General features: G+C 59.8%; 31 protein-coding genes. 14 read left to right on the top strand and 17 right to left on the bottom strand.

The features are described from left to right. Positions 1 to 84: 84 nt before the first annotated feature. The 7 genes from E8M77_RS18090 to E8M77_RS18060 all read right to left on the bottom strand — a co-directional run bounded on the left by E8M77_RS18090 (position 85) and on the right by E8M77_RS18060 (position 4919). Positions 85 to 960 carry an ornithine carbamoyltransferase gene (locus E8M77_RS18090; protein ID WP_137132032.1) on the bottom strand — a complete coding sequence of 292 codons (876 nt, stop codon included), beginning with the start codon at positions 958 to 960 and terminating at the stop codon, positions 85 to 87. 148 nt (positions 961 to 1108) lie between these two features. Next, positions 1109 to 1441, bottom strand: a complete 333-nt coding sequence (locus E8M77_RS18085; RefSeq protein ID WP_137132031.1) for a type II toxin-antitoxin system HicB family antitoxin — start codon at positions 1439 to 1441, stop codon at positions 1109 to 1111. Then, positions 1438 to 1692, bottom strand: coding sequence for a type II toxin-antitoxin system HicA family toxin (locus E8M77_RS18080; RefSeq protein ID WP_137132030.1), 255 nt, complete (start codon positions 1690 to 1692; stop codon positions 1438 to 1440). Before E8M77_RS18080 ends, E8M77_RS18085 begins: the two co-directional genes overlap by 4 nt. 71 nt (positions 1693 to 1763) lie before the next feature. Next, positions 1764 to 2678: a cytochrome c gene (locus E8M77_RS18075; RefSeq protein WP_137132029.1), complete on the bottom strand. Its 915-nt coding sequence runs from the start codon at positions 2676 to 2678 to the stop codon at positions 1764 to 1766. A gap of 105 nt (positions 2679 to 2783) precedes the next feature. Further along, positions 2784 to 3227 (bottom strand): cytochrome c, encoded by a 444-nt coding sequence (locus tag E8M77_RS18070; protein ID WP_137132028.1) that lies wholly within the window; start codon positions 3225 to 3227, stop codon positions 2784 to 2786. Positions 3228 to 3293: 66 nt separating this feature from the next. Then, entirely contained in the window at positions 3294 to 4202 is a 909-nt protein-coding gene (locus E8M77_RS18065) for a metallophosphoesterase (protein WP_137132027.1), read from the bottom strand. Positions 4203 to 4316: 114 nt separating this feature from the next. Next, on the bottom strand, positions 4317 to 4919 hold the full coding sequence (locus E8M77_RS18060; protein ID WP_137132026.1) for a superoxide dismutase: 603 nt from the start codon (positions 4917 to 4919) through the stop codon (positions 4317 to 4319). Positions 4920 to 5226: 307 nt separating this feature from the next. On the opposite strand from E8M77_RS18060, the gene E8M77_RS18055 reads away from it, so the two are divergent. Further along, positions 5227 to 6138: a GGDEF domain-containing protein gene (locus E8M77_RS18055; RefSeq protein WP_137132025.1), complete on the top strand. Its 912-nt coding sequence runs from the start codon at positions 5227 to 5229 to the stop codon at positions 6136 to 6138. A gap of 60 nt (positions 6139 to 6198) precedes the next feature. Here E8M77_RS18055 and E8M77_RS18050 read toward each other — a convergent pair whose 3' ends face one another. Both E8M77_RS18050 and E8M77_RS23940 read right to left on the bottom strand, forming a co-directional pair. Next, complete coding sequence (locus E8M77_RS18050; protein ID WP_137132024.1) at positions 6199 to 7086, bottom strand: branched-chain amino acid aminotransferase; 888 nt, start codon at positions 7084 to 7086, stop codon at positions 6199 to 6201. A 202-nt stretch (positions 7087 to 7288) separates the two neighbouring features. Then, positions 7289 to 7456, bottom strand: coding sequence for a hypothetical protein (locus E8M77_RS23940; protein ID WP_170975926.1), 168 nt, complete (start codon positions 7454 to 7456; stop codon positions 7289 to 7291). A 242-nt stretch (positions 7457 to 7698) separates the two neighbouring features. Here E8M77_RS23940 and E8M77_RS18045 point away from each other — a divergent pair, with 242 nt between their 5' ends. Next, positions 7699 to 8526 (top strand): aldo/keto reductase, encoded by an 828-nt coding sequence (locus E8M77_RS18045; RefSeq protein ID WP_137132023.1) that lies wholly within the window; start codon positions 7699 to 7701, stop codon positions 8524 to 8526. A gap of 38 nt (positions 8527 to 8564) precedes the next feature. Here E8M77_RS18045 and E8M77_RS18040 read toward each other — a convergent pair whose 3' ends face one another. From E8M77_RS18040 to E8M77_RS18025, 4 genes are all read right to left on the bottom strand, one after another. Then, complete coding sequence (locus tag E8M77_RS18040) at positions 8565 to 8942, bottom strand: transcriptional regulator (protein ID WP_137132022.1); 378 nt, start codon at positions 8940 to 8942, stop codon at positions 8565 to 8567. Positions 8943 to 8956: 14 nt separating this feature from the next. After that, on the bottom strand, positions 8957 to 9268 hold the full coding sequence (locus tag E8M77_RS18035; RefSeq protein ID WP_137132021.1) for a type II toxin-antitoxin system HigB family toxin: 312 nt from the start codon (positions 9266 to 9268) through the stop codon (positions 8957 to 8959). 99 nt (positions 9269 to 9367) lie between these two features. Beyond that, positions 9368 to 9955 (bottom strand): YqaA family protein, encoded by a 588-nt coding sequence (locus tag E8M77_RS18030; RefSeq protein WP_137132020.1) that lies wholly within the window; start codon positions 9953 to 9955, stop codon positions 9368 to 9370. A 119-nt stretch (positions 9956 to 10074) separates the two neighbouring features. After that, a complete protein-coding gene (locus tag E8M77_RS18025) occupies positions 10075 to 10551 on the bottom strand; it encodes a MarR family transcriptional regulator (RefSeq protein ID WP_205910499.1) in 477 nt (158 codons plus the stop codon). A gap of 207 nt (positions 10552 to 10758) precedes the next feature. Between E8M77_RS18025 and E8M77_RS18020 the strand changes: the two genes are divergently transcribed. The 3 genes from E8M77_RS18020 (at position 10759) to E8M77_RS18010 (ending at position 12385) form a co-directional block, all read left to right on the top strand. Then, positions 10759 to 11181 (top strand): organic hydroperoxide resistance protein, encoded by a 423-nt coding sequence (locus tag E8M77_RS18020; protein WP_137132018.1) that lies wholly within the window; start codon positions 10759 to 10761, stop codon positions 11179 to 11181. Between the two features lie 99 nt (positions 11182 to 11280). Beyond that, on the top strand, positions 11281 to 11664 hold the full coding sequence (locus E8M77_RS18015; protein ID WP_137132017.1) for an MbcA/ParS/Xre antitoxin family protein: 384 nt from the start codon (positions 11281 to 11283) through the stop codon (positions 11662 to 11664). After that, complete coding sequence (locus E8M77_RS18010) at positions 11624 to 12385, top strand: RES family NAD+ phosphorylase (RefSeq protein WP_137132016.1); 762 nt, start codon at positions 11624 to 11626, stop codon at positions 12383 to 12385. The genes E8M77_RS18015 and E8M77_RS18010 overlap by 41 nt, the downstream gene beginning before the upstream one ends. 12 nt (positions 12386 to 12397) lie before the next feature. Here the strand turns inward: E8M77_RS18010 and E8M77_RS18005 are convergent, their stop codons facing one another. Further along, entirely contained in the window at positions 12398 to 12844 is a 447-nt protein-coding gene (locus E8M77_RS18005) for a MarR family transcriptional regulator (RefSeq protein ID WP_137132015.1), read from the bottom strand. 63 nt (positions 12845 to 12907) lie between these two features. On the opposite strand from E8M77_RS18005, the gene E8M77_RS18000 reads away from it, so the two are divergent. Genes E8M77_RS18000 through E8M77_RS17990 form a run of 3 tightly spaced genes read left to right on the top strand, consistent with a single transcriptional unit; the run spans position 12908 to position 14979 of the window. Then, positions 12908 to 13636 carry a thioredoxin family protein gene (locus E8M77_RS18000; RefSeq protein WP_137132014.1) on the top strand — a complete coding sequence of 243 codons (729 nt, stop codon included), beginning with the start codon at positions 12908 to 12910 and terminating at the stop codon, positions 13634 to 13636. 27 nt (positions 13637 to 13663) lie between these two features. Continuing rightward, positions 13664 to 14131 (top strand): DUF1579 domain-containing protein, encoded by a 468-nt coding sequence (locus E8M77_RS17995; RefSeq protein ID WP_137132101.1) that lies wholly within the window; start codon positions 13664 to 13666, stop codon positions 14129 to 14131. Positions 14132 to 14184: 53 nt separating this feature from the next. Beyond that, on the top strand, positions 14185 to 14979 hold the full coding sequence (locus tag E8M77_RS17990; RefSeq protein ID WP_137132013.1) for a VOC family protein: 795 nt from the start codon (positions 14185 to 14187) through the stop codon (positions 14977 to 14979). 13 nt (positions 14980 to 14992) lie between these two features. On the opposite strand, the gene E8M77_RS17985 is transcribed toward E8M77_RS17990, so the two are convergent. After that, positions 14993 to 16297, bottom strand: coding sequence for an MFS transporter (locus E8M77_RS17985; RefSeq protein WP_137132012.1), 1305 nt, complete (start codon positions 16295 to 16297; stop codon positions 14993 to 14995). Positions 16298 to 16347: 50 nt separating this feature from the next. Between E8M77_RS17985 and soxR the strand changes: the two genes are divergently transcribed. The 3 genes from soxR (at position 16348) to E8M77_RS17970 (ending at position 18373) form a co-directional block, all read left to right on the top strand. Next, entirely contained in the window at positions 16348 to 16815 is a 468-nt protein-coding gene (gene soxR, locus E8M77_RS17980; protein ID WP_137132011.1) for a redox-sensitive transcriptional activator SoxR, read from the top strand. Positions 16816 to 16880: 65 nt separating this feature from the next. After that, a complete protein-coding gene (locus E8M77_RS17975) occupies positions 16881 to 17183 on the top strand; it encodes an alkylphosphonate utilization protein (protein ID WP_137132010.1) in 303 nt (100 codons plus the stop codon). Between the two features lie 260 nt (positions 17184 to 17443). Then, on the top strand, positions 17444 to 18373 hold the full coding sequence (locus E8M77_RS17970) for an IS110 family transposase (protein WP_137132009.1): 930 nt from the start codon (positions 17444 to 17446) through the stop codon (positions 18371 to 18373). 242 nt (positions 18374 to 18615) lie between these two features. On the opposite strand, the gene E8M77_RS17965 is transcribed toward E8M77_RS17970, so the two are convergent. Both E8M77_RS17965 and E8M77_RS17960 read right to left on the bottom strand, forming a co-directional pair. After that, positions 18616 to 18957: a hypothetical protein gene (locus E8M77_RS17965; protein WP_137132008.1), complete on the bottom strand. Its 342-nt coding sequence runs from the start codon at positions 18955 to 18957 to the stop codon at positions 18616 to 18618. Positions 18958 to 19192: 235 nt separating this feature from the next. After that, on the bottom strand, positions 19193 to 20806 hold the full coding sequence (locus E8M77_RS17960) for a helicase HerA-like C-terminal domain-containing protein (RefSeq protein WP_137132007.1): 1614 nt from the start codon (positions 20804 to 20806) through the stop codon (positions 19193 to 19195). Between the two features lie 261 nt (positions 20807 to 21067). On the opposite strand from E8M77_RS17960, the gene E8M77_RS17955 reads away from it, so the two are divergent. The 3 genes from E8M77_RS17955 to E8M77_RS17945 all read left to right on the top strand — a co-directional run bounded on the left by E8M77_RS17955 (position 21068) and on the right by E8M77_RS17945 (position 24817). Continuing rightward, positions 21068 to 21457, top strand: coding sequence for a hypothetical protein (locus tag E8M77_RS17955; RefSeq protein ID WP_137132006.1), 390 nt, complete (start codon positions 21068 to 21070; stop codon positions 21455 to 21457). Between the two features lie 414 nt (positions 21458 to 21871). After that, positions 21872 to 23020, top strand: a complete 1149-nt coding sequence (locus tag E8M77_RS17950) for an AIPR family protein (RefSeq protein ID WP_137132005.1) — start codon at positions 21872 to 21874, stop codon at positions 23018 to 23020. Between the two features lie 390 nt (positions 23021 to 23410). After that, positions 23411 to 24817, top strand: a complete 1407-nt coding sequence (locus tag E8M77_RS17945; protein WP_246659318.1) for a D-alanyl-D-alanine carboxypeptidase — start codon at positions 23411 to 23413, stop codon at positions 24815 to 24817. Positions 24818 to 25140 lie beyond the last annotated feature (323 nt).

Raw genomic sequence — 25140 nt, 5'->3', positions numbered from 1 at the left:
GCGAGCCGGGAAGGCACCGTTCAATGCCCATACACACTTCCGCTTGCGTGAACGGAGATGTTTGATATTGGCCCTGAGCGGACATCATGCGTTTGTGGCCCATTCCATGAGAGCGTTCTGCGCGTGCAGCAAGAACGCTTTTGCCTGTCTGCTCTGGCAAGAGCTGTGTTCCATCGCATCTGCCGTCACTTCCTGGTTCCTTGCGACGGGTGGACAGGGCAGAAATATTGCGTTGCTCTTGCATTCGTTCAGAACCGCTGCAGTGACCTGATAGTTAATCAGTTCAGCATCATGAGCATCCGTCGGCCATGAATCTGTTACGATCACGTCAGCCTCTAAGACGTGGTGGATATCTTGGCTTACTTCGAAATTAATGTTGATGAGTGCTGGGTCGGTAACGTGCCACCGCTCTGGATACACCTGAACCACGTTTATCGGCAATGTCTTTGAAGCCTCGACCCATGAACGCAAAATATTGGCGTCAGGGGCAATGCCGACGACTTTGAGCGTGTCCAATGAACCTCTGATTTTCCTCACATAGGCCAGATCGCCGAGTGTTTCACATGGATGATTGGACCTCGTCCGCGCGTTAATGACGGGAGCCTGCATTGCTGCTGCCAGCTCCTTCAAGGTAGCCAGTTCCTTTGTTCTTACGACAAGGAGGTCGAACCAATTGTCGAGGTAGCCCGCGAGGTCAGCAGTAGTTTCTCTGGTGTTGAAGCTGATCGGTGGTTGAACCACAACGCCGCCCATCGCCTTTGCTCCGAGATCGAAGGCGGCAGTATTTCGCCATCCTGTATCATCAACGATGAGGCCGATGCGCTTGCCTTTCAAGGTTTGCGGCATGGTGTGGCTATCCCAATCGGCCGCGAGTTGTTCAGCTCTTTCGAGCAGGCTTGTCAGGGTATCGATTGGAAGAGAATGGAATTCTAGAAAATCTCTAGTGGCTTGAAGAGACATAGGGCACCGATTTCGAGCTTGGTACGACTGCTGGCAACATCGCCGACGAAGCGGCCGTTCCCAACGTATTCGGTTTCGCGGTTGGTGCAATGGCCGCCATTGGCGCAAAGCTGCCGTTTCCCAGCCAAGCTGCCTACCCGCGCAGCCCTCACTCTCCCGACGCCTTGGCCAGCACGTCGCCGGCCCATTCGTTGAGGCTTTTGCCGGCGAGTTCGGCAGCTTTGGCGGCCCGCGCATGCACCTGCGGATCAATGCGGAACATTACCTTGCCGGAATAGGGTTTCTGGGGCGTGCGCGACAGCTTCAGGCATGTGTCGATATAGTCATCGACGGCCTCGCGAAAGGCGGTCTTCAGCCCGCTGACCGTGTCTGCGTGAAAGCCGACCACATCGGCAATGCCCGCCAGATGCCCGACAAAGATCTCATCATCGCCGTCAAATTCGATGCGTGCGGCATAGCCCTTATAGGTCAACGTGTTCATGGCTCCACTCCAATCTCAGTCAGGAACAGGCGAGCGTCCCGGACCTGATAGCGTTTGGCGTGCTTGTCTGGATGCGGTCGGTGGAACGCGGCAATAGTCCCGTCCTTCTCGAACTTCACTCTCGACCCCGAACCTTCAACGACACGACAACCGACCGCCTGAAACAGGCTCTCTATATCGGTCCAGGCAATCGAGCCGGAAACCGGGTCTGTGAAAATAGACAGCAAGACACGCCGATGCTTGTTGTTCATGGGCGGATTATAACTATGCTAGCACTTATTGCAAGCATCCGTCCTGTCGAACGCCGGACGAACCTCGCCCGTCACCGTGCCGGAACGGCCTTCAGATAGGCTGCAATCGCTTCGAGATCGCTTTTCGGCAGATGCGTCATGTTCTTCTGCACCTCGACCATGGAGCCACCGACACTGTCGTAATCGGGCGTGAAGCCGGTTTCCAGATAGGCGACGATTTCATCCGCGCTCCAGGCGCCGATCGTCTGCGAGCCCGGCGTGATATCGGGAATGCGCCCCTCGCCTTCCGGGTTCGGGCCACCGGCCAGCCACATGCCGCTCTGGAAGCCGCCCAGCACATTGCGCGGCGTATGGCATTCGCCACAATGGCCCGGACCTTCGACCAGGTATTGGCCGCGCTTCACTTGAGCGGATGCATTGGCAAGCTCTACACGCGGCTGATCGGTGAAATAGAGAAGCTTCCAGCCGCCGAGCGACAGGCGGATATTGAAGGGAAAGCCCAGTTCATGGGCGGCAGCGACATTGCTATTGGCCGGCAGGCTTTTCAGATAGCCGAAAAGATCGTTGACATCCTTTGCCGTCAGCCGCGCATAGGAGCCATAGGGGAATGAGGGGTAGAGATGCTCGCCATCGACGCCCACGCCACGCGTCATCGCATCGCCGAACTGCGCCAGCGTCCAGGCGCCGATACCGGCCTTCTGATCGGGCGAAATATTGGGAACGTGGAAGGTGCCAAACGGCGTGGGCAGCGCCCGCCCGCCGGACAGAACCTTCAGGCCCTCGCCTTCGGCATCCTTGGCCGCATGACAACTGGCACAGCCGCCGGCCCAGAACAGCGTTTCGCCATTCGCCAGATCCGGTGTCCCGAGCCCAGTCCAGTATTGTGCGGGATGCGCAGATGGCCTGGTCAGCGCATAGGCAAGCCCGCCGCCGAGACCGGCCAGAACCACGCCGGCGGTTAGCACTCTGGTCCAGTTCAACGCCATGGGATGTCCGCTCGCAGGTGAGTTCAATGATCAGGTAAAATACAAAAACAGGCAATGCCGCCGCCCGGAAGGTCCGGGGCGGCGGTCAAAGACGTGAGGGCGAAATCAGCGCTTCAGGCGGTAGGGCTGGTGGCAGGCGCCGCATTCGGCGCCGAGTGTCTGCAGCGCCTGGCCAACGCCGGCGGAATCGGCCGGCATAGCGGCCAGAACCGTATCGGCATCAGTGGAAAGCTTTGCAGCCTTCGCCTTGAAGTCTGCCATATTCTGCCAGATGGCCGGAGCGGCTTCCGTCTCAAAACCGGTTTCAGAGCCGGCCGGGAAATGATTGGGGAAATCCTTGGCAGAGGCACTGATCGTCGAAAGCGCCGTCTTCACCGCTTCGGCGTCATAGGGCTTCTGCCCCTTGGCAATGGCGCCGAGCGCACCGAGCGAGCCACCGATTTTCTTCATCAGATCCTGGCGAACGACCTGTGGTTCGCCAGCGGCGAACACGGCGCTCGCGCCAAGACAGAGCGCCAGGGCGGCAGCAGTTACCATTTTGAAATTCATGAAAGTCTCCCCTTGATCAGCGCCAGACGGACCCCGCGGCACTTTGTACCCTTGAATGATTACACCCTACGCATCTGAAAGAAATGACGTTTTTGCGAGCACACCAAGATGTGAACGCTCCTGATGCAAGAGGGTGGACAAAGGCAATGTCCTGTTCTGTTCGCGCCCGAAACCACGGATCTCGATGCGATCGGCATGGATTTCGACGACGCAAAAAGCATTGTCTTCCTCGGTATCCACCATGCCCATGGCGTTGAAGAACCAGCAATGGCCAGCCTTGGCGAGCCCGCCCCGATGGTCATGACCGCAGAGATAGGCCAGCAGATGCGGAGCGCTGGACAAAAGCTCGGCAAGCGCGCCGGCATCCCAGAGCGCATGGTCGGTTTGCGGATGAAGCGGATAATGGCCGAGGACGATGACTGTCTGGTCGGAGGCCCGCGCCGTTTCCAGCTGGCCGGCAATCCAGGCGAACTGGCGCTCGGAAATGCCGGCATTCCAATCCTTGGCATTCTGGGCACCGGCCGCTTCCAGACGCTCCAGCCGCGCCTTGGCTCTCGCATGCCGGGCCGGATCGGCTGCGGTTGCAAACAGGCTTTCCTCGCAGCAATCGGTGACGATGAAGCGGATGCCGGAGCGCACGAAACTGTAATAGGGCGATGGCATGCCGAGCTTGTCATAGACCTCGGCTATGCGTTCCGGCTTCACCAGAAAATCATGATTGCCGGGCAGGAACAGGCATTCATGGCGCGAGCGCCGATAGATTTCGAGCGGTGCTTCGAAATTCTCCCAACCGCGATCGATCAGATCGCCGAGCGTGACGATGAAATCGAGATCCTCGCCCTCGAATGTGCCGATGGCCTGCGACAGCTTGGCAAGGCTTTGGCGGAAATGCCGGTCGAGCGCCCGGTTGGGGTCAAGATCGGCATATTGGGGATCGGCGATGACGCCGAAGCGGAGAATGGGTTCTTGCGACATGCAAAGCGAGATAGGCCCGAGACGTGACATGCCTGTGACAGGTTCTGTTGCATGAAAAACGCCCGGCGGGAAAACCGGCCGGGCGTTTTTTGAAAGGCATTGCGGTTCGAAAGATTACTTCGAAGCAGCTTCGTACATTTCCAGCACGTAATCCCAGTTGATCAGGCTGTCGACGAAAGCTTCGAGATATTTCGGACGGGCATTGCGATAATCGATGTAATAGGAATGTTCCCAGACATCGACGCCGAGGATGGGCGAAGCGCCATGCACGAGCGGGTTTTCGCCATTCGGGGTCTTGGAGATGACGAGCTTGCCATCCTTCACCGAAAGCCAAGCCCAGCCGGAGCCGAACTGCGTGGTGCCGGCAGCAATGAAATCAGCCTTGAACTTGTCATAGCCGCCCAGATCGCTGTCGATGGCAGCCTGAAGCTTGCCCGGCAGAACCTTGCCGCCGCCGTCCTTCTTCATCCACTTCCAGAAATGGATGTGGTTGTAGTGCTGGGCGGCATTGTTGAAGAGGCCGGCATGCGTGCCGAACGACTTCTTGACGACATCTTCGACCGACAGATCGGCCATGCCGGCTTCAACGGCCAGCTTGTTGCCGTTGTCGACATAGGCCTTGTGGTGCTTGTCGTGGTGGAATTCCAGCGTTTCCGCCGACATGAAAGGGTTCAGCGAATCGTAGGCGTAGGGAAGTTCCGGAAGTTCGAAGGCCATGAAATCATCTCCTCTTGGCATCGAGATCGAATAAGCGTGAGGTGAGCGGAACATAGGTTCCCCGACGCCACGTGGCAACCTGTGGAAAGGCAAATTTCCGATAGGATGGCAAATCCTTGCATCGGCACCCGGCCACAGGAGCGGGCAATACCATTGCGGTGCAATACCCCTTCAGCCGAGGTTAAGAGTTCAAATGTTTCGCGCAACTATAAGTTGAAACTACATTGTATCGCGTTTCGGCAAGTCTTTCATTGGTTGTTCACCCGGATTTCCTAGCATCACTGGGGATTTGTACGGCGGGGTATCCATGGAAACCAAACTATACGCACGCAGCATAAGCGAACATGCGGCCATGGTCTTGGCAATGGAGCATCTTCCGGTCTGTGTTGCCCTGTTCACCCTGGATGGCAAAGCGGTCTATATGAACCGGCGGTTCCGGGAGTTTTATCATCCGCAGATCGACGACCCGATCCATAGCTATGTCGACTTGGCCGACTATGCGCGCTCCGGTGCGGCCGGCAAATGGGGTGTCGATCCGCAAGCCTATTTCGAAGCGGCCCGGCAGGAACTTTTGCGCAAGGGCTGGAACAGGGCGCAGGTGGAGATCGGCGGACGGATCATGGATGTGCATGACGTGCTGATCGACGGGCAGATCATCGTCTCGACCCAGAAAGACATTACCGATCATATTCTGGCCGAGCGGCAGATGTCCTATCTGGCGCGCCATGATGTGCTGACGGGTCTTGCCAACCGTGCCGGCTTTGAGGCGGAGGCAGAGCGTTTGCATCACAGGCAGGCGGCGGAGAACCGCTCCTTTTCGCTGCTGATGGCCGATCTCGATCTGTTCAAATCCATCAATGATGTGCATGGCCATGCCGCCGGCGATGCCGTGCTGCGCGAAATTGGCCGCCGCTTCCACGAATGTCTCGATGGCCAGGATTTCGCGGCACGCTTTGGCGGCGACGAATTCGTGTTCCTCACCCCGGAAGACGATCTGGTGGTCAATGCCAAGGCGCTGGCGCAGCGGCTTGCCGCCTGCGTCGCCCATCCGGTGGAATTCGAGGGCAATAGCCTGACGATCGGCGTGACAATCGGCTATGCCACTTTTCCAAGAGACGCCGGCGATATCCCCAGCCTGACGCGGGCAGCCGACCAGGCCCTCTATACCGCCAAGGCAGCCGGGCGCGGCAGCGTGCTCGCCTATCGGCAGGCGGCATAGGGCGGCGAGACAAAGGGCGCCCCATGACGCCCCTCCCCGATCGCTTGAAAGACCGATGGTTTACGCGGCAGCCTTTGTCGTCGAACGCGCCCAATCCATGTACAGCGCCAGCGCCTTGCGGGCGACAGGGCCTTCCTGGAATTCGCGCTCGTCGAGGCGGTTGATCGGTGCGATCTTGGAATAATTGCCGGAGGTGAAGATCTCGTCGGCTGCGTGGAAATCCTCCACCGTCAGCGTGCATTCGCGCACCTCGATGCCGGCACCGCGCAGAAGCGTGATGACGCGCGAACGGGTAATGCCGGCCAGAAACGTGCCGTTCGGCACTGGCGTCATCACCACGCCATCCTTGGCCAGGAAGATGTTGGAGGATGCGGTTTCGGCAACATTGCCGTTCAGGTCACGCATCAGGGCGTTTTCAAAGCCGCGGCCGCGCGCCTCGATGATGGCCCGTCCGCTATTGGGATAGAGGCTGCCGGTCTTGGCACCGGTCATGGCAACTTCCGGGTTCGGCCGGCGAAACGGCGAAACGGTGATCGAGCCGGGCTTTGCCGTGTGCATCGGCGCCTCGAATAGGCAAAGCGCAAAACGGGTGGAATCGGGATCCGGTGCCACGACCGAATAGGACAGGCCATGTTCGGCCCAGTACATCGGCTTGATGTAGATCGCCGTCTGGCCGTCGAATTTCTTGACGCCTTCCAGTGCCAGCGCCTCGATTTCGGCTGCTTCCATCACCGGCTTCATGCCCATGTTGAGGGCCGAGCGGTTGACGCGTTCGCAATGCAGGTCGAGATCCGGCGACATGCCATCGAACCAGCGGGCGCCGTCAAACACTGTCGAACCCAGCCACATGGCATGCGAGGTGGGGCCGATCAGCGGCGGATTGCCGCTCACCCACTGCCCGTCGACAAAGGTAAGGGTGGCGCTGCGGGGCGTTGTATCGACGGGCATGATCGTCTCCTTGACTTGCAGATTTTGGCCAAGTGAAGGCCGCCAAGCAGCGGAAGGTCAAGGATTTTCTGCGCGCCGGGCAGCCTTCGAAAGAATATTGCTTGCGCATGGCCTTTGGCGGACATCGCTGTTCGCGAGCCAGCATTGCGCCGAATGAACCCATCAGATCGCGTGATGATTGGCGCTGCGGGAGGCCACCTGTTCACTGGCGCGGCATGGGCAGAAGCGGGCTCTCCTGCCCTTGGCCCTGGCCCTGACCCTGACCGCTGGAGCGGGTTTCGAAATGGATGGCTGAGCCATCAATCAGCGGGATGCTCAACACAATGGCAATCAGCACCGCAAGCCACAACAGACACCAGAAAATACGCATCGTCCCTCATTCTTGTTGCTTGGCATGAAACACGCTCTATGGGGCACAAATTCGATGCACCGTCGGATTTTTTTGCGCAACACGGCTACGGGCCTTGCGCCCTCGTTTTTTTGGACAAGATACAGAGACCGGCGGAACTGCTGTCGTGTCGGAGCGCAAAAGATGTGACGCCATCCGCTATGGCCGATTTCACCCATGCGCGCCAGCGCGCAAAGGGCCGATTGTTTGACAAGGAGAGTAGAATGCACTCAGTAAACGCCAATGGCGCCAATATCCCGGCACTCGGTTTCGGCACGTTCCGCATGCCCGGCGCCGATGTGCTGCGCGTGCTGCCGAAAGCCATCGAACTCGGCTTTCGCCATATCGATACGGCGCAGATCTATGGCAATGAGGCGGAAGTCGGCCAGGCGATTGCCACATCCGGCGTGCCGCGCGACGAGATCTTCCTCACCACGAAAGTCTGGGTCGATAAATTCGCCGCCAAGGATTTTGCAGCCTCGGTGGACGAGAGCCTGACAAAGCTGAAGACCGATCATGTCGATCTGCTGCTTTTGCACTGGCCGCAAAGCGACGTGCCGCTTGCCGAGCGCATGGAAAGCCTGAACGCGGCTCACCGTGCCGGCAAGGTGAAGCATATCGGCATTTCCAATTTCAACATCGAGATGATGGAGGAAGCGGCAAAACTGTCCGAGGCGCCGCTTGCCACCAACCAGGTGGAATTTCACCCCTATCTGGACCAGCGGACATTGCTCGCTGCAGCCCGCAGCCACGGGATTTCGCTGACCGCCTATTATCTGATGGCCGATGGCAAAGTGCCGAAGGAGGAGGTACTGAAAGACATAGGCGCAAAGCATGGCAAGACGGCAGCCCAGGTGGCTCTGCGCTGGGCCGTGCAGCAGGAGGGCGTGATCGCCCTGTCCAAAACCGCGACCGAAAGCCGGCTCAAGGAAAATTTCGACCTGTTCGATTTTGCCCTGTCGGACGAGGAAATGCAGGCGGTGCAGGCACTGGCCAAAGCCGATGGCCGCATCGTCAACCCCGCGCACCTGCGCCCGCCGCATTGGGATTGATGTGCAACCGCCCGCCGGAGCCTTCCGGCGGGTGATTTTCACGCAGCCAGATCGGCGATAAGGGCTGACGGCGGAATGCCCCAAGCCTTGCTCAGCTTGCGGATCTGGTCAAGATTGATCTCACGGCGGCCATTCAGAAGATCGGCAGCCCGCGCCTTGGAGCCAATCACCGCGACCAGATCGGCGCGCGTATAGTTGTTGGCGTGCATGATGGCCTTGACGACCTCAACGGGCGAAGCGCGTTCGATGGGAAAATGCCGCGCCTCATATTCCTCGATCAGCAGGACCAGCGCATCGAAATGGGCCGCCTCCGCCGTCATCTCTGCCGGCTCAACCTCGAAATAGGGGCGAACGGCCTGGAGAGCCGCTTCATATTCCGCTTGCGTCTGCAACGTGCGGATGGCGGTGATATCCATGAGACAGTCTCCTTTCACAGCACCGTCACGTCGATCCGGTCATAGTCTGCATGGGTGCCGACAAAGAGGACGTAAATCCGCTTCGTCCGATAGGCAACCAGCCCCACAAGTCGATACTTGTTTCCGCCGACATCGAAGACAACCTTGCCATTGCCGACATAATCGGCGGAATTGAAGGTATGCTTCAATGCATCGAAATTGTTCCAGCTGGCATCCGATGCCGCCGTGTGCCATTGCGTAAAGGCCGCCTGCGCGGCCCTGCGTGGCTCGCCCTTTGGCTGCCCTTCCCAGAACCGCACCAGCGCGGATTTTGCGATGACATTCATGACGCTCCGTCACCGCCATGGGAAAACCGAGGATAGAATTCCCGATCTGGGAACGATCGTCAAGCCGTTTGTGAAAACCGATGGCCGCGCGATGAAATGTCAGCGCAGAAGCATATAGGCCGCATAGACGGCGATCAGCATGCCGGCGGCCAGAGCGCTGATCAGTTTCAGCCGCTTTTCGATGAAATGGCGCATATCCTCGCCATAGGTCTTGAGCAGCCAGGCCAGCGCAAAGAAACGCGACCCGCGCGCCACGATGGCCGACAGGATGAACAGTGGCAGGCTGAAATTTGCAACGCCCGACAGGATGGTCACCACCTTGATCGGCGGCAGATGCGCAAGGCCGGAGGTGACGAGCAGGACAAGGATGGTTTTCCAATCGACCGATTGCGCCAACCCCTCGAATGTATCGAGCTTGCCATAGAAGGTCAGCACCGGCCGGGCAATGGCTTCGAAGGCATAGTGACCGATCATCCAGCCGAGAATGCCGCCGAGCACGGAGGCAATCGTGGCGATGGTCGCGTAGAGATAGGCCCGGCGTGGCCTCGCCAAGACCATGGGCACGAAGAGCACATCGGCCGGCACCAGGAACAGCGAGCTTTCGACAAAGGCGATGATGGCAAGCCACCAGGCAGCACCCTTGCGCGCGGCAAGGGCCATGGTCCACGTATAGAGATTGCGCAGCATGAAGATCTCGGGGAACAAGCGAAGGAAAGAGCCGCAGGTCTGCGGTTTTGGGGAGAGCGGCAACTACTCAAAAGGTTGGGCGCGCAAAAGTCCAGCCCCCGCTGACTTCGGAACCCGGTTCACCCGTGCTCGGCGGCAGAGGCATCGCCGGCCCTGACGAGATTGTCCTTCAGATCCTGCAGGCGGTCGCGAAGATCGGCCACCTCCTCCAGTCCGCAGCCGGTGGCAGACAGCATCAGCGGCGTGATGCCGGCCGCCTCGCTTTGCAACTGCCGACCCTTTTCGGTCAGCGTGATATGCACCTGCCGCTCATCGGCCTTGGCGCGGGTGCGTGCCAAAAGCCCCGCCTGCTCCAACCGCTTCAGAAGCGGCGAGAGCGTGCCGGAATCAAGGCCCAGCGCCGCGCCCAGCGCCTTCACCGGCTGGCCATCCTTTTCCCAAAGACTGACCATGACCAGATATTGCGGATAGGTGAGACCGAGCGGTTCCAGGCGCGGCTTATAGGCGCGCGAAAAGGCATGAGCTGCACCATAAAGCGCAAAGCACAGCATTTGCTGCAAGCGGATCTGTTCGCCGGTGGTGCCGCTATTTTCCATGGCCGATCCTGACTTCCTCATCTGACGCCCTAATTTCTTCATTGTCGCAGGCTTGACGCCGGACTTCAATGCGTCTAATTATATTGCGCGCAATTGAATTGCACAACATTAATATCACCGATCCAACCGGACCGGTTTTCGAACGACCCATAACCCCGAGAACGAAACCCAAATACGCAACCCCAAATACGCACCAAGGAGACGATCATGGCTATTCTCTACACAACCAAGGCATCTGCCACCGGCGGCCGCGCTGGCCGCGCCCATTCGGAAAACGGCGTTCTGGACGTCACGCTGACCGTGCCGAAGGAACTGGGCGGCGATGGCGCCACCGGCACCAACCCGGAACAACTGTTTGCAGCCGGCTATTCCGCCTGCTTTCTCGGCGCGCTGAAATTCGTGGCCGGCAATGCCAAGGTGAAGATCCCGGAAGACGCCAAGGTGACGGCGAGTGTCGGCATCGGCCCGCGCGAGGATGGCACCGGCTTTGGCATCGAAGTCTCGATCGTCGTCGACATTCCCGGCATGGACAAGGCACAGGCCGAAGACCTGGTCGCCAAGGCGCATATCGTATGCCCCTATAGCCATGCCATGCGCACTTCGACCGAAGTGCCGGTCTCCGTCGCTTAAGCATCAGCGTTCACCGCATGCCGGAAGGGTCGCCCATCGCGGCCCTTCTTGCATTTTGACGTCTGAGTGCTACATTCTTTCTCAGGAAAGGATGCGATCATGAATATTCAAGTGCGCTCGAAGGCAGACCCTTCCGCAGAAGCCGCTGTGGTGAGCAAGGCGGTTGTGCGTGCGGCAGATCGCCTGGGCATGAACGGCAAGACATTGGGCGCCATTCTCGGGCTGTCGGAAGCCTCGGTATCCCGCCTGAAGCGATCCGAACTGCTCCTCTATCCCGGCGACAAAAGTTTCGAACTGGCCCTGCTGTTCATTCGCCTGTTTCGCTCGCTGGATGCGATCACCAATGGTGACGAGACCGTTGCGAAGGCCTGGCTACGCAACGAAAACACGGCCATTGACGGTATTCCGCTTGAAAAAATTCTCACAATTTCAGGTCTGATCGATGTTCTCGGCTATCTGGACGCCCGCCGCGCTCTCGTCTGAGGCGATCACCATCCGCCACGACGTCTGGCGACTGGTGGAGGCGCAACATCAGGTATCGACCATGAAACTGGTTGATACGAGCGATGAACAGGCGCTGCTCGAACAGGTGCTGGAGACGACCAAGCCTGCACTGCCGGCCGAAACGCTGCCCCTCGATTATCTGCTGGCCACACCCTTCCGTTACGGCGCCGTCTATCCCCATGGCTCACGGTTTCGCCGCGCAGGCAGGACGCCGGGCGTGTTCTATGCAGCGCTGAGCGAGACGACAGCCGTGGCCGAGATGGCCTTTTACAGATTGCTGTTCTTCACGGACTCGCCGCAAACGCCGCTGCCCGCCAATCCGGCCGACTATACCGCCTTTGCCGCCCGGATCAGCACCACGCGCGGCATTGACCTGACGCGGTCGCCTCTTTCCGACAATCAGCAGGCCTTCGAAGACCCAGTCGAGTACAGCGCCTGTCAGGCATTGGCCGACACGGCCCGGTCTGCGAAGCTGGAGGCTATCCTGTATCGATCCATCAGAGATCCCGGCAAGGGAATGAACATTGCCCTTCTCAGCCCCGCAGCTTTTGCACACCGCGAGCCCGTTGCCCGCCAAAGCTGGCGCATCCACTGGTCGGCTCACCATGTACAGGCCCTGTGCGAATTTCCGCACCGCCGATTGGGCTTCACCCTGTCCGACTTCGTATCCGACCCACGGATTGCGGCGCGATTTGGCTGAACCTGACGCTGTCTACCGGATCAGAGCCAGATCGGCGCGCAGCCGCGGCGCCCCACCCTCGCCCAGGCCCTCATCCAGTTCGGCGTGGATGCGTGTCCAGATCGGCACGGCGGCCGCAAGAATGGTCTTACCCTCCGGGGTCAGCTGCAACAGCCGGCTGCGGGCATCCTTGGGGTCGGCAAAGGTCTCGATCAGGCCGCGCCGCTGAAGCGGCTTCAACGCTGCCGTCAGCGTTGTGCGGTCCATGTCAAGCAGCGTGGCGACCGAGCCCATGGCAGCCGGCTGCGGCCTGTTGAGCGACATCATCAGCGAAAACTGGCCATTCGTCAGGCCAAGCGGGCGTAAGGCCGTGTCAAACTTGCGCGCCAGGGCTCTTGCGGCGCGCTGCACGTGCAGGCAGAGGCAGGTATCGCGCACATGCACTGTGGTTGCAAAAGGAATCACAATTTCGTTTGACATGACCTATTTACGTTGATATCAACGTAAATGTCAAGGCACTGGAACATCTGGGAGGATGTGACGATGAAGCATGCCGTGGTATCCAAAGAGGAATGGCTTGAGGCGCGCAAGGCGCTGCTTGCCCGCGAAAAGGAAATGACGCGGCTGCGCGACGCGATCAATCGCGAGCGGCTGGACCTGCCCTGGGTGAAAGTGGAGGCGGATTATCGCTTTCAGACCCCATTCGGCGAGCGCCGCCTTGCCGACCTTTTCGAAGGCCGCAGCCAGCTGATTGTCTATCACTTCATGTTCGGCCCGGATTGGGATGCCGGCTGCACCGGCTGTTCCTTCCTTGCCGATCATCTGGATGGCACGCTGCCGCATCTCAACCATCATGATGTGACGCTGACCTGCGTGTCACGCGCGCCGCTCGACAAGATCGAGGCCTATAAGCGGCGCATGGGCTGGCGCTTTCCCTGGGTCTCCTCCTTCGGCAGCAGTTTCAACTTGGATTTCGGCGTCTCCTTCAGGCCGGAAGAGCTGGCCTCCGGCTCGGTCTTCTACAATTTCCGCGACACGCCCTCTGCCAAGGCGCATGACGAGCTGCCGGGTCAATCGGCCTTTTACAAGGATGAGACCGGCCAGATCTTCCATACCTATTCTTCCTATGCCCGCGGCGGCGAGGAAATGCTGGCGACGATGATGATCCTCGATATCGCGCCGCTTGGGCGCAACGAGAGCGAGACGATGAACTTCATCAAGCGTCACGATGAATATGAGACGGGGCCGAAAGCTGCGGCCTGCTGCCATTGAGCCCTACAGGGAGAACGAGAAATGGACATGACCATGCCGCAGCCGCGTGCCGAACACGCCTTTCTCAACCGGCTTGTCGGCCGCTGGAAGGTGGCAGCCGCCGACATGAGCGATGGCGAGGATTGGGAGGAGGAGGTGCGGTCTCTCCACGGCATCTGGTTTGTGGCGGAAGGGTGCGGCAAGATGCCGGGCGGGATGCCGGCCACGACGCTTTTGACACTCGGCCATAACAGCGCCACCGGCAAATATATCGGCAGTTGGATCGGCACGATGATGGAGCATATGTGGGTCTATGAGGGCGATCTTTCCGAGGATGGCACGACGCTCAGCCTCTACACGACCGGCCCGAGCTTCAGCGACCCCACAGTCACACAGGCGTATCGCGAACAGATCATCTTTACCGGCGATGACACGCGCGTTTTCACCTCCAGCGCCGGCCAGCCGGATGGCGGCTGGCACGCCTTCATGCGCGCCGATTATACGCGGATTGCCTGACGCCACATCCCGCACCCGTTCAGAACCATTTGATCAAGACGAGGAAACCGCCCATGCCCTCTCCCACCCATGGCACCTTCATCTGGTGCGAGTTGATGACTTCGGACATGGCCGCCGCCGCCGCCTTCTATGGCGCGGTGACCGGCTGGAGTGCAAAGACTATCGCCATGCCCGGCATGGAGGGTGAGGATTACATCATTTTCGACACCCGCAGCGGTGACGAAGATTGCGGCGTGGCCGGCCTGATGACCATTCCGCCGGACATGGAGGGCAGAGTTCCGCCTAATTGGACGGGCTATGTCGGCGTGGATGATGTGGATGCGACGGTCAAGCTGTTTGAAGCCGAGGGCGGTTCGGTGATGAAGCCGCCGTTTGAAGTTCCCTGCGTCGGACGCATGGCCGTGGTCGCCGATCCGCATGGCGCCGTGATCTGCATCATGACGCCACAGCCCATGGACAATCCGCCGCCCATGGCGCCGGTCGGCACGCCCGGCACTTTCGGCTGGAACGAACTCTATGCCAATGATGGGCGCGAGGCGCTCGCCTTTTACGGCAAGGTGTTCGGCTGGACGCTGGACCAGGCCATGCCCATGGGCGAGATGGGCGATTACCTGATCTTTGCCCATCACGGGCGCCAGATCGGCGGCATGATGACCCGCCCGCCCACAGTGCCCGTTGCCTGCTGGGCCTATTACATCAACGTACCCTCCATCGCGACTGCGGTGGAGACGATCAAGGCGGGTGGCGGACAGGTGGTCTTCGGGCCGCAGGACGTGCCGGGCGGCAGTGTTATCGTCAATGCCATGGACCCGCAGGGCGCCTATTTTTCCCTGGTCGGCATGGCATGAGGCTTTCGGGTTTTCAGGCCGCGCGCAGCTTCAGCACCACGCCGCGTGCGGCAAGGAAAGACAGAAGCGACAGGCCTGCCGCAGCGCCCCAGAGCGCAAAGACCACATGGCCGGGTTCGCCGGCCATGACCGAGCTTTGCGCCTGAAACAGCGAACCCAGCCCGCCGACAATCACGGCGCCCGCCACATAGCCGCTGGTTTCCAACGCCGGCAAAAGCGCGCTTGTGGTAATGCGATGGTCCGGATCGGCATCCTCGATCACCGCCTGATTGGCACTGGCAAACACCATGGCAAAGGCAATGCCATTCAGCATCTGGCCGAAAAGCACGATGGGCAGCAGCATGAGATAAAGCCCGGTTGCAACCAATAGTGCGCCGCAGGCCTGCACCAGCGGTCCCGCCCGCATGATCGCCTGGCGCTTCTCGACGCTAGCGATATTGCCGACCGGGATTGCGGCAGCGCTCCAGCTGAGCGACAGCGTGATGAGAACCAGCCCGACATGGACCGGCGACAGGTCAAGCCGCGCATGCAGCGTATAGGCCAGGAACACGGTCGATACGCTCTGCGCCGCCGTCATCAGGAAAAGCAGCCAGCTGCCACGCCCGACGGTGGAGGAAAGACCGAAAAGCCGAGGCGGCAAGAGCGCATGCGAAACAGGCGCGGCACCGGCGGGCTTTGCTCTATCGGCCGGCAGGGCAAAGGGCATGACCACGAAAAACAGCGCGATGACCGGCACGCTGACGGCCAGCGCCAGCCGCCAGCCAAAATGTTCCACCACAAGCCCGCCGGCAAACGGACCCAGCACCGCGGCAATGGCCCAGACCATGGCTTCGGCGGCAAAGATGCGCGGCACGAGGCGCGGGGGAAACAAATCGGCAATCAGCGTGTAGCAGAGTGCGACGATCCAGCCATCAGCCACGCCTTGCAGCACGCGCCCCGCCATCAGGCCATAGGCATCGAGGGCCGCGCATTGCACGATCATGCCCACAGCATAGACAAGGCCTGCGACAAGCAAAGCCGAACGCGCGCCAAGCCGGCGCCGGAGCGGCGAGGCAGACAGGCCGCCGGCCATGATACTGGCAAAAAACACCGCATAGACGAAAGGCAGAAGTGCGACGCCGCCGAGTGCCGTGACCGCAATGGGCAGAACCGGACCGATCGCCACCTCGTTGAAGGCGTGCAGGCCGATACCGATCGAGACAGCCATCAGGCGCAGCCCATGCGGCGGCGCCAGAAGCGCCTTCCAGCCCGTATCGCTTGTATCGCTTGTATCGCTTGTGTCTTGGCTTGCGTCCGGCTCTCTCGTCATCTGGTCCATGGCCCATTCTTCCCATTGCGTGGCTGGACAAGGCGTGTAAAACCTCAAGCATGGTTGAGGTCAAGCAGAATTCTAAAGCCAAATCAAAGGCCAGCGAACTTTCCGTTGGCGAAGTCGCGCGGCGCAGCGGGATTGCCATTTCTGCCCTGCATTTCTACGAGACGGAAGGGCTGATCAAGAGCCAGCGGACGAAAAGCGGCCACCGGCGCTATGGGCGTGATGTGCTGCGCCGCATCGCCGTGATCCGGGTGGCGCAATCGGCGGGCCTCAGCCTGCAGGAGATTGCCCGTGCCTTTGCCGCCCTGCCCGATGGCCGCACGCCCTCCGCCAGGGATTGGGCCAAACTATCGGCCGGCTGGCGTGATCTGTTGAGCGAACGCATCTTGCAAATGACGCGGTTGCGCGACGATCTGACCGGCTGTATCGGCTGTGGCTGCCTGTCGCTCGACCAGTGCCCGCTGCGCAATAGCGAGGACCGGCTGTCCAGCGAGGGTTCCGGTGCGCGCCTGCTGCTTTGACATCTGCCCCCCTGAGGCCTAAGCCGCAGGAGACGATCCTCAACAGCGATGAAGGAACAGGCGCCATGGCAGCCGATGATGACGATTATATCTATGACGAAGCGACCGGCGAATGGCGCCCGGCCTCGGAAATGGCCGCTCTTGCCGCCAAGGCGGCAGAAGTGGTGGATTCCGCCGGCACGGTGCTTGCCGATGGCGACAGCGTGACGCTGATCAAGGATCTGAAGGTGAAGGGCGCCGGCCAGACGCTGAAACAGGGCACTGTCATCAAGTCCATCCGGCTGACCGACAATCCGGAAGAAATCGATTGCCGCCACGATGCCATCAAGGGCCTCGTGCTGCGCACGGAATTTGTGCGCAAGCGCTAACTTTTTGAGGGGGCCGTCGAGAGACCCGAGGCCGTCCGCCATCCCACGGTCGATTTGCCCCTCACCCTAACCCTTGTAACTTCCCAAAAGCCGCATTCAGCGCTGTAATGCCTGGTGCGGTGGCGGATGGGAGACCGAGTGCCCTTTGGGACATCAAGCCCGTGGGAGAGCAAGGGTCTCCGTCCGCCGTTCCATCGAACCCGAACAGTCGCCAGGGCCGCTTGCGCAAGCAAAGTCCGTTTAGGCAAGGATGGGATAAGATGGATATTGTGGTCGGGATCGATGTGTCGAAGGATCGTTTGGATGTGGCCGTAGCGCCGTCCGGCCTGGTCTTCCAAGTGGAAAACACACAAGCCGGCATCGACGATCTGGTGCAACGCCTGCAGCCAATCGGCGCCGATGTGGTCGCACTGGAAGCCACCGGCGGCTTCGAGACGGCCGCCGTTGCAGGACTGTCCGCAGCCGGGTTTGCCGTAGTCGTGGTCAATCCGGCACAGGTGCGCGCCTATGCCAATGCGCTCGGCCGTCGGGCCAAGACCGACGCCATCGATGCGGCGGTGATCGCCGCTTATGTGTTGGCAACAAGGCCCGAGCTCCGACCGCTCAAGGATGCGGAAACCCAGGCGCTTTCGGCACTCGTTGCCCGCAGGCAGCAGATCGTCCAGATGATCGTGGCCGAGGAGAACCGGGAGCGCATGGCGCTCGCGAAAGAGGCGCAGAAGAGCATCAAGCGCCTGCTTGCAGCCCTCAGACGCGAGCTCGAAAGCCTCGACAAGGACCTCGACGATCAGATCCGCAAGTCGCCCGTCTGGCGGGTGCGCGAGACGCTGCTGACATCGGTACCGGGCGTGGGACCGGCGACGGCACGCACGCTTCTCGCCGAGATGCCGGAACTGGGCGGCCTCGACCGGCGGCAGATTGCCTCCCTTGCCGGGCTCGCCCCCTGGACCCGCCAATCGGGCACGTGGAAAGGCAAGAGCTTCATCGGCGGTGGTCGGGGCAAGGTGCGGGCCGTGCTGTTCATGGCAGCCCTCGTCGCCAGTCGACACAACCCTGTGCTCAAGGCTTTCCGCGACCGTCTCGTCGCTGCCGGGAAACCCAAGATCGTCGCCGTCGTTGCCACCATGCGCAAACTGCTCACCATCCTCAACGCCATCATCCGGGACGAAAAACCATGGCAAAACGCTTGACTGCCAAGACAGTCGCTCTCCCCGTAAGGACGGGGAGAGGGACGCGAGGACCGATAGGATCGACATCCGAGCAACGCCTCAATCTATGTCATCGAAACTCTTCTGCACGCGGTGAAAGCATGGCCATCGGGCTGGACGCTGAGGACGAGGCGCGGCGCAGTCCCCTCGCCCCGCAAGCGGGGAGAGGGTTAGGGTGAGGGGCTGAGCGATAAGGCCAATCCGCCTTCTGTCGTGACCCGACTTTACGAGCCGATGGTGAGACCCAGAAGACGTTGAATTTGCGTCTGGAACAAAGTAACAGCAGAAAGGAATGCCGTTACAACACCGAATACGGCGAACACGAAGGCCTTCGATGGCAAATGTGAAACGTCCGCCTCGATCTTGATAACGCGATCTCGAATTTCGCGCATATCAACCCGCAATTCGCCAACATCTCTTTTCACATAATCCATATCGGCCTCCAACTTGGCCACCCTCGGCTCCATCGTGGTCCCTCCTCCGCTGCCGCCGTTCTGTGGGACATTGTCCAGTCGGTGCGCCGCCTTGCCCGAAGATGCGCTAATGCCGCGTCTGTTCTCAACCATGTGTTCCCACGATCGTTACAGTATCAAACCGCATGACGCCGCAATTGCGGCATTCCAGTCATTTGGAGCGCAAACAGGCCAACCGTTTGTCAGCGTCTCCGGCGTTGCGCTATTCTATCCGTTCTGCAGGTGTCATCAGGCAATAACTGCAGTTGAGATGAATATGGCATTGTAGCACCAGGTTGCCAAGAATGAAACGATGCAGGGTTCGCCCAAGCCCCGCACCGCCCCAGCCCTAGCGCTTCAAGCTTCCCAAGATGCCGCGCACCAGCGCCCGGCCAAGCTGGTTGGCAACCGAAGTGGCGACCGAGCGGGCCGCACTTTTCATCGCAGCCTCGACCACGGTTTCGCGCTGATAGCCACTGCTTCTGGTGGTCGTGGCGCGCTTTTTCGCCGGCGCCGGTGCGGCATCCTCTTCCTCGGCATCGCCGAAGCCGGGCAGAGACCAGCGCCCGGCGGCGCTATCGGCTTTGGGCCTAGACACCTCCTCCACCACGTCCTCTTCCTCCACGCGGGCGCGCTGGGGCATTTCGGCTTTGGCCGCCTTCTGCGCCCGCGCCATCAGGATCTCGAAGGCGGATTCGCGGTCAATATCCGTATCATACTGGCCAGCAACAGGGCTTGCCGCCATCAGCCGGCGGCGCTCCTCATCGGTCAGCGGCCCGATACGGCCGGAGGGCGGGCGGATCAGCGTACGCTCGACAATCGAGGGCGCGCCCTTGGCCTCCAGCGTCGAGACGAGCGCCTCGCCGGTGCCCAAAAGCGTGATCGCCTCATCGGTCTTGAAATCGGGATTGGCGCGAAACGTATCGGCCGCCGTCTTCACCGCCTTCTGCTCGCGCGGCGTATAGGCGCGCAGCGCATGCTGCACCCGGTTGCCCAGCTGGGCCAGCACGGTTTCCGGCACATCCAGCGGGTTCTGCGTGATGAAATAGACGCCGACCCCCTTGGAGCGGATGAGGCGCACCACCTGTTCCACCCGTTCCAGCAGCACTTTCGGCGCTTCGGAAAACAGAAGATGCGCTTCATCGAAGAAGAACACGAGGCGCGGCTTTTCCGGGTCGCCCACCTCCGGCAGGACCTCGAAGAGTTCCGACAAGAGCCAGAGCAGAAAGGTGCCGTAAAGCCGCGGGTTCATCATCAGCCTGTCGGCGGCCAGGATCGAAACCATGCCGCGGCCATCGGTCGTGGTGCGCATGATATCGGTGATTTTCAGCGCCGGTTCGCCGAAGAAATGCTCGGCGCCCTGCTGTTCCAGCACCAGAAGGCCGCGCTGCAGCGAACCGACAGAGGCCTTGGAGACAAAGCCATAGCGGGTGGAAATCTCGCCCGCATGTTCGCCCATATAATTGAGAAGCGCCTGCAGGTCTTTGAGGTCAAGAAGCGGCAAGCCGCCCTCATCGGCAATCTTGAAGGCGATGTTGAGCACGCCTTCCTGCGCCTCCGTCGCATCCATCAGCCGGGCCAGCAGAAGCGGCCCCATTTCGGCCACGGTGGAGCGCACGCGGTGGCCCTTTTCGCCATAGAGATCCCAGAAAATCGTCGGGAAAGCCGCGTTATCATAGTCTGCGAACTGGATCTGTTCGGCGCGCTTCAACAGGAAATCCTTGGGCTCGCCGATCGCGGCAATGCCGGATAGATCGCCCTTGATATCGGAACAGAAGACCGGCACGCCGGCGGCCGAAAAGCCTTCGGCCAGCACCTGCAGCGTCACCGTCTTGCCGGTGCCGGTGGCGCCGGTCACCAGCCCGTGGCGATTGCCAAACTTGAGGCTCAGATATTCGGGCTTCTTCAGCGTATCGTCCGGCTTGCGACTTGCGCCAATGAAGAGTTTTCCCGCCTCAAGCATGCAACCGCCCTTCCCTCGCTCGGTTCAGTATTTCCTCATGTATAGGACGGGCGCAACCGATGGGCAACGGCGATCACGGCGCAGCAAACGGGGCATCGGTGATGTCCGATGCGAAGGGCAAAAATCCTCCTTAAGGTCCCCGTCTTGTCATTGTTCACAGACGCGTGTCATAGCCGCATGATAGAGGCCTGTAACGGCTTGCATAAGGCCGGAATCTTTTTTACGTTGACGTGAACGTCAAAACACCTTGAGGAGAGAGTGATGAACGAGCTGGTGAGCCGCGTGGCGGATAATGTCGGCATTTCGCCGGAGATTGCGGAAAAGGCCGTTGGCATGATGCTGGGCTTCCTGCAGCGCGAGGCCGATGACGGCGCCGTGGCACGCATGATCGAGGCCATTCCCGGCGCTGCCGAACTGGTGGCCAAGTTCAATGGCGAAGGTTCCGGCGGCGGCGGTTTGCTGGGCGGGCTGATGGCAAGCTTTGGCGGCGGCGTGATGGCGCTTGGCCAGCAGCTGATGGCGCAGGGTCTCGGCATGAGCGAAATTACAGCGCTGGCCCGCGAAACCATGGCCGTTGCCCGCGAACATGCCGGTGCAGAAACCGTCGATCAGGTGGTGAATTCCGTTCCGGGCTTGAGCCAGTTCGTGTGATTTTTTGAAGTGATCAGAGCTTGATGCTGAAGGCCGGCCCAGGTGGGGCCGGCCTGATGGATATGTGAAGGACCGCCTGTCGCGAAGCTCTTGGACAATAGGCGGATTTTCGCGAGGTTGAGGGGTGCGGATTGGCGTGACAGATTTGCGCCAAAAGCGATCGTCTAGCTCCTGTAGAAACTTATATTCTGCAGCGCAGAAAAGTCGCAAAAGTAACGGTAGTTGTAATCAGGATTTTTTGAATCGTTTCGCAACGAGATGAAGCTACTTGCGAGAGCGGTACGTTATAATTTATTTTTTAGAAATTCACTTGTGCAATTAAGAATATTAAGTCATCCTTTACTGACCTCTCGTTTGGGCCGCCCAGGTGGACGCGCCTTTTGATGGCGGAGGTTGGAAAAAGGAGAAATTACTATGGCTTCAAACGCCAAATCCAAGACGTATGCGTTCTTGTATTCCGTATGCCGGAACATTAGCTCTCCCGATGACGACGCGGCTGGGCGCAAAATCTACTCTGGGCATGCGCCGGCTGCCTCCGTCCTCCCACTGGAGGACAATGAGAATGTTCGCGACTATCTTGTCGATGCGAAGGGCAAGCAGAAGCGGTCGCCAACGTTGGTTCATCAAGCAATCCGTAAAACTCTTAGTGACAATGCAGCAGAATTTTGCGTGCTGAACGGTGGAATGACTATCGTAGCAAGCGCGGCGGAAGTCGATGACAAAGCTCGCGTGATCACTTTGTCCAATGCAAGCATTATAAACGGCTCGCAAACGCAAGGTGAATTGCGTCGTTATTATGAGCAATGGGATAACCAGCCACCAGTTGTACCTTACGTTAAGTTTGAGATTATTGTCACCGATGACGCTGACTTAACGGCCGAAATTTCAATCGCGCGAAATTTTCAGAATGATGTACGCGCAATATCTATAGCAGGACGCCGCGGACAACTCGACGAACTTGAACAGGCGATCGCGGCAAGCCGTCCAGGTGCCAAATTACGTAAGTCGGAAACCGACCTAACAGGGGATGGTGGCTTTTTGGATACTGAAAAGCTGATACAGGTCACCATGGCTATCATGCCAGAGTCGATGCTAAAAAAACTTGACGTTGCGAGTGATGCCGGAGGCCGTACTTTCACCTATAGTCAGAAGACGCGGTGCTTGAAGATTTTTCAACGCCTTGTAGAGAACGGCCCAGCCGACGTGTATAAGTGCTTCCTGGATCTAGCTCCCATGGCGCTTGATCTTTATGATAAATGGAAATCCCACCAAGGATTTCGAGGAACTCGTATTCGCTCGATCACGCGTGAAAACGGTGAAATCATTGAAGTGCCCGACGGTGTAATCTTTCCGATCTTAGCTGCACACGCGGTTTTTGCTAAAAAGAGCACAAAGGGATGGGATATGACACCCCCGAAAGTTTTTACCGACAACGATATTATTGGGCCGACAAAGCAAGTATACATGGAAATTGCAGGTAGCAACCCACAAACTATGGGCAAAAGCAAAGCCTGCTACTCCAGTCTGTCGCAGATCACTTCAATTTACGCTAAGCTTGGATAACGCCGTATGCCTTCGCACGCGCGTATCCCCTATGCGAAGGCATTTCCATCCGCCACTGTCGGATTTATTGGAGAAGTCGAAGTTTAACGACGGGCTTTTGCGGCGGCCAATAATAGCAACGAACCAAACCGGGCTTTCACCTTTGGCGCCCCCACCCGCTCTGAACACCCCACGACGCAATTCCCCGGCAGACACACCGCCCCACTCCTCCGCCTTATCCCTTTGTTAACCATCCATTAACTACAACTTTAAAATTTAAAACTGTCTCTAATTTTCCGCCGCAGTTGGACGGTATTGTGACAGCTGCACGAAATTCGGGGGTTCGGGATGAAGGATATGACACGCGGCAAAGGCGGCCTTGGCCAAAAGGCCATCGCCGTGCTGCTGGTAATGGGCGCATGGCTTTTTGCAGTGGAAGCCAGGGCCGGTTACGCGGATTTCATCCTCGATGTGAACAGCGGCAAGGTGTTGCAATCCACCAATGCCGATGAGCTGAACCACCCGGCATCACTGACCAAGATGATGACGCTCTATATGGTGTTTGAGGCGCTGCGCGACGGCCGGCTGAAATGGGACCAGAAGATCGTGATGTCGGCCAACGGCGCCCGCACCATTCCCATGAAGCTCGGCATTCGTGCCGGCGATACCTATACGGTGCGCGAGGCAGTGTTCGGCATGATCGTGCGTTCGGCCAATGACGTGGCGGAAGGCATGGGCGACCATCTCTATGGTTCGGAAGACCGCTTTGCGCAGGCAATGACCGCCAAGGCCCGCCAGCTTGGCATGTCGCGCACGGTGTTTCGCAATGGGTCCGGCCTGCCAGACAGCCAGCAGGTGACGACGGCGCGCGACATGGCGCGGCTGGGACTGGCGCTGATGCGCGATTTTCCCCGCGAATATCAGCTGTTTTCCACGCCAAGCTTTACCTTTCGCGGCAAGCCGATCCGTGGCCACAACAATCTCATGTATCGCTACAAGGGCATGGACGGCATCAAGACCGGCTTTACCAATGCCAGCGGCTTCAATCTGGTGAGCGCCGTCAACGACAATGGACGGCGGGTGATCGGCGTGGTTTTGGGCGGCAAGAGCGCCCGCAGCCGCGATGCGCGCATGGCGGAACTTCTGGATGAGGCGATGCCGAAGGCAACCGTGCGCGGCGGCAATGCGCTGATCGCCTCTGTCTCTCCGGCACGCCAGGCAACGCTTCTGCCCTCTTCAGGCACCGAGATTCCAGCCCCCGTGGCACGCCAGCCGGCGGCGAAACCCGCACAGGCTCCGCGCCCGTCTGCCAAGGCACTTGCCACTTTCCCGGCAGCGCCGGCAGCACCGGCCGCCCCCGTGCAGCAGGCCTTGGTGGCCGAGCGTTATGAGCCGCCGAAGGTGAAACCCGCCCTTCAAGAAACCGCCTCTCTCCAGCCTGTCGCGACGCCTGCGCCAGCTGCCACGCTATCTGCTACTCCGGCTGCCACACAATCTGCCACACCGGGGCTTGCCTATGCCGAGCCGACGGATGCCGGCGCCCTGCCCTTCAAGGTCATGTCCTCTGCCGGCTGGCGGGTGCAGATCGGTGCAGCCGGCAGCGAAACGGATGCCATCACGCTTTTGTCGCGCGCCATGCCGAAACTCGATGGTCGCTTCAAGAATGTCACGCCCTATACGGATTCCACCCATGGCAATCCGGGCTCAAGCTACCGCGCCCGCTTTTCCGGCTTTGCCGATCAGGCCGCAGCGCTTTCCGCCTGCAAGGTGCTGAAGGAAAGCCGCTTTGCCTGCCAGGTCGTGCCGGCGGGAGGTTGAGGGGATCGGCTTGTCGGGAGGGTGGCATCACCGGGCAAAGGCGGGCAGAAAGCTTGGTAATCCCGGCTATCGTCAGTGACCTATGCCCCCTCATCCGCCTGCCGGCACCTTCTCCCCGCTGGGGAGAAGGGGAGCAGGAGCCGAAGCCTTCGCGTATCCCCTATCCCCTGCAGGGCAAGGTTCGCCGAGCAAAACAGAGGCGGGAGTAGGGAGCAAGAGCCGCAGCGCTTGCTGATCCCCTTGTAACTTCCCAAAAGCCGCATTCAGCGCTGTAATGCCTGGTGCGGTGGCGGATGGGAGACCGAGTGCCCTTTGGGACATCA

It is taken from the genome of Rhizobium sp. FY34, from assembly GCF_005222845.1.
GTDB lineage: Bacteria > Pseudomonadota > Alphaproteobacteria > Rhizobiales > Rhizobiaceae > Neorhizobium.
The sequence above is the reverse complement of the archived record's forward strand: the minus strand, read 5'-3'. Positions and strand labels throughout refer to the sequence as shown.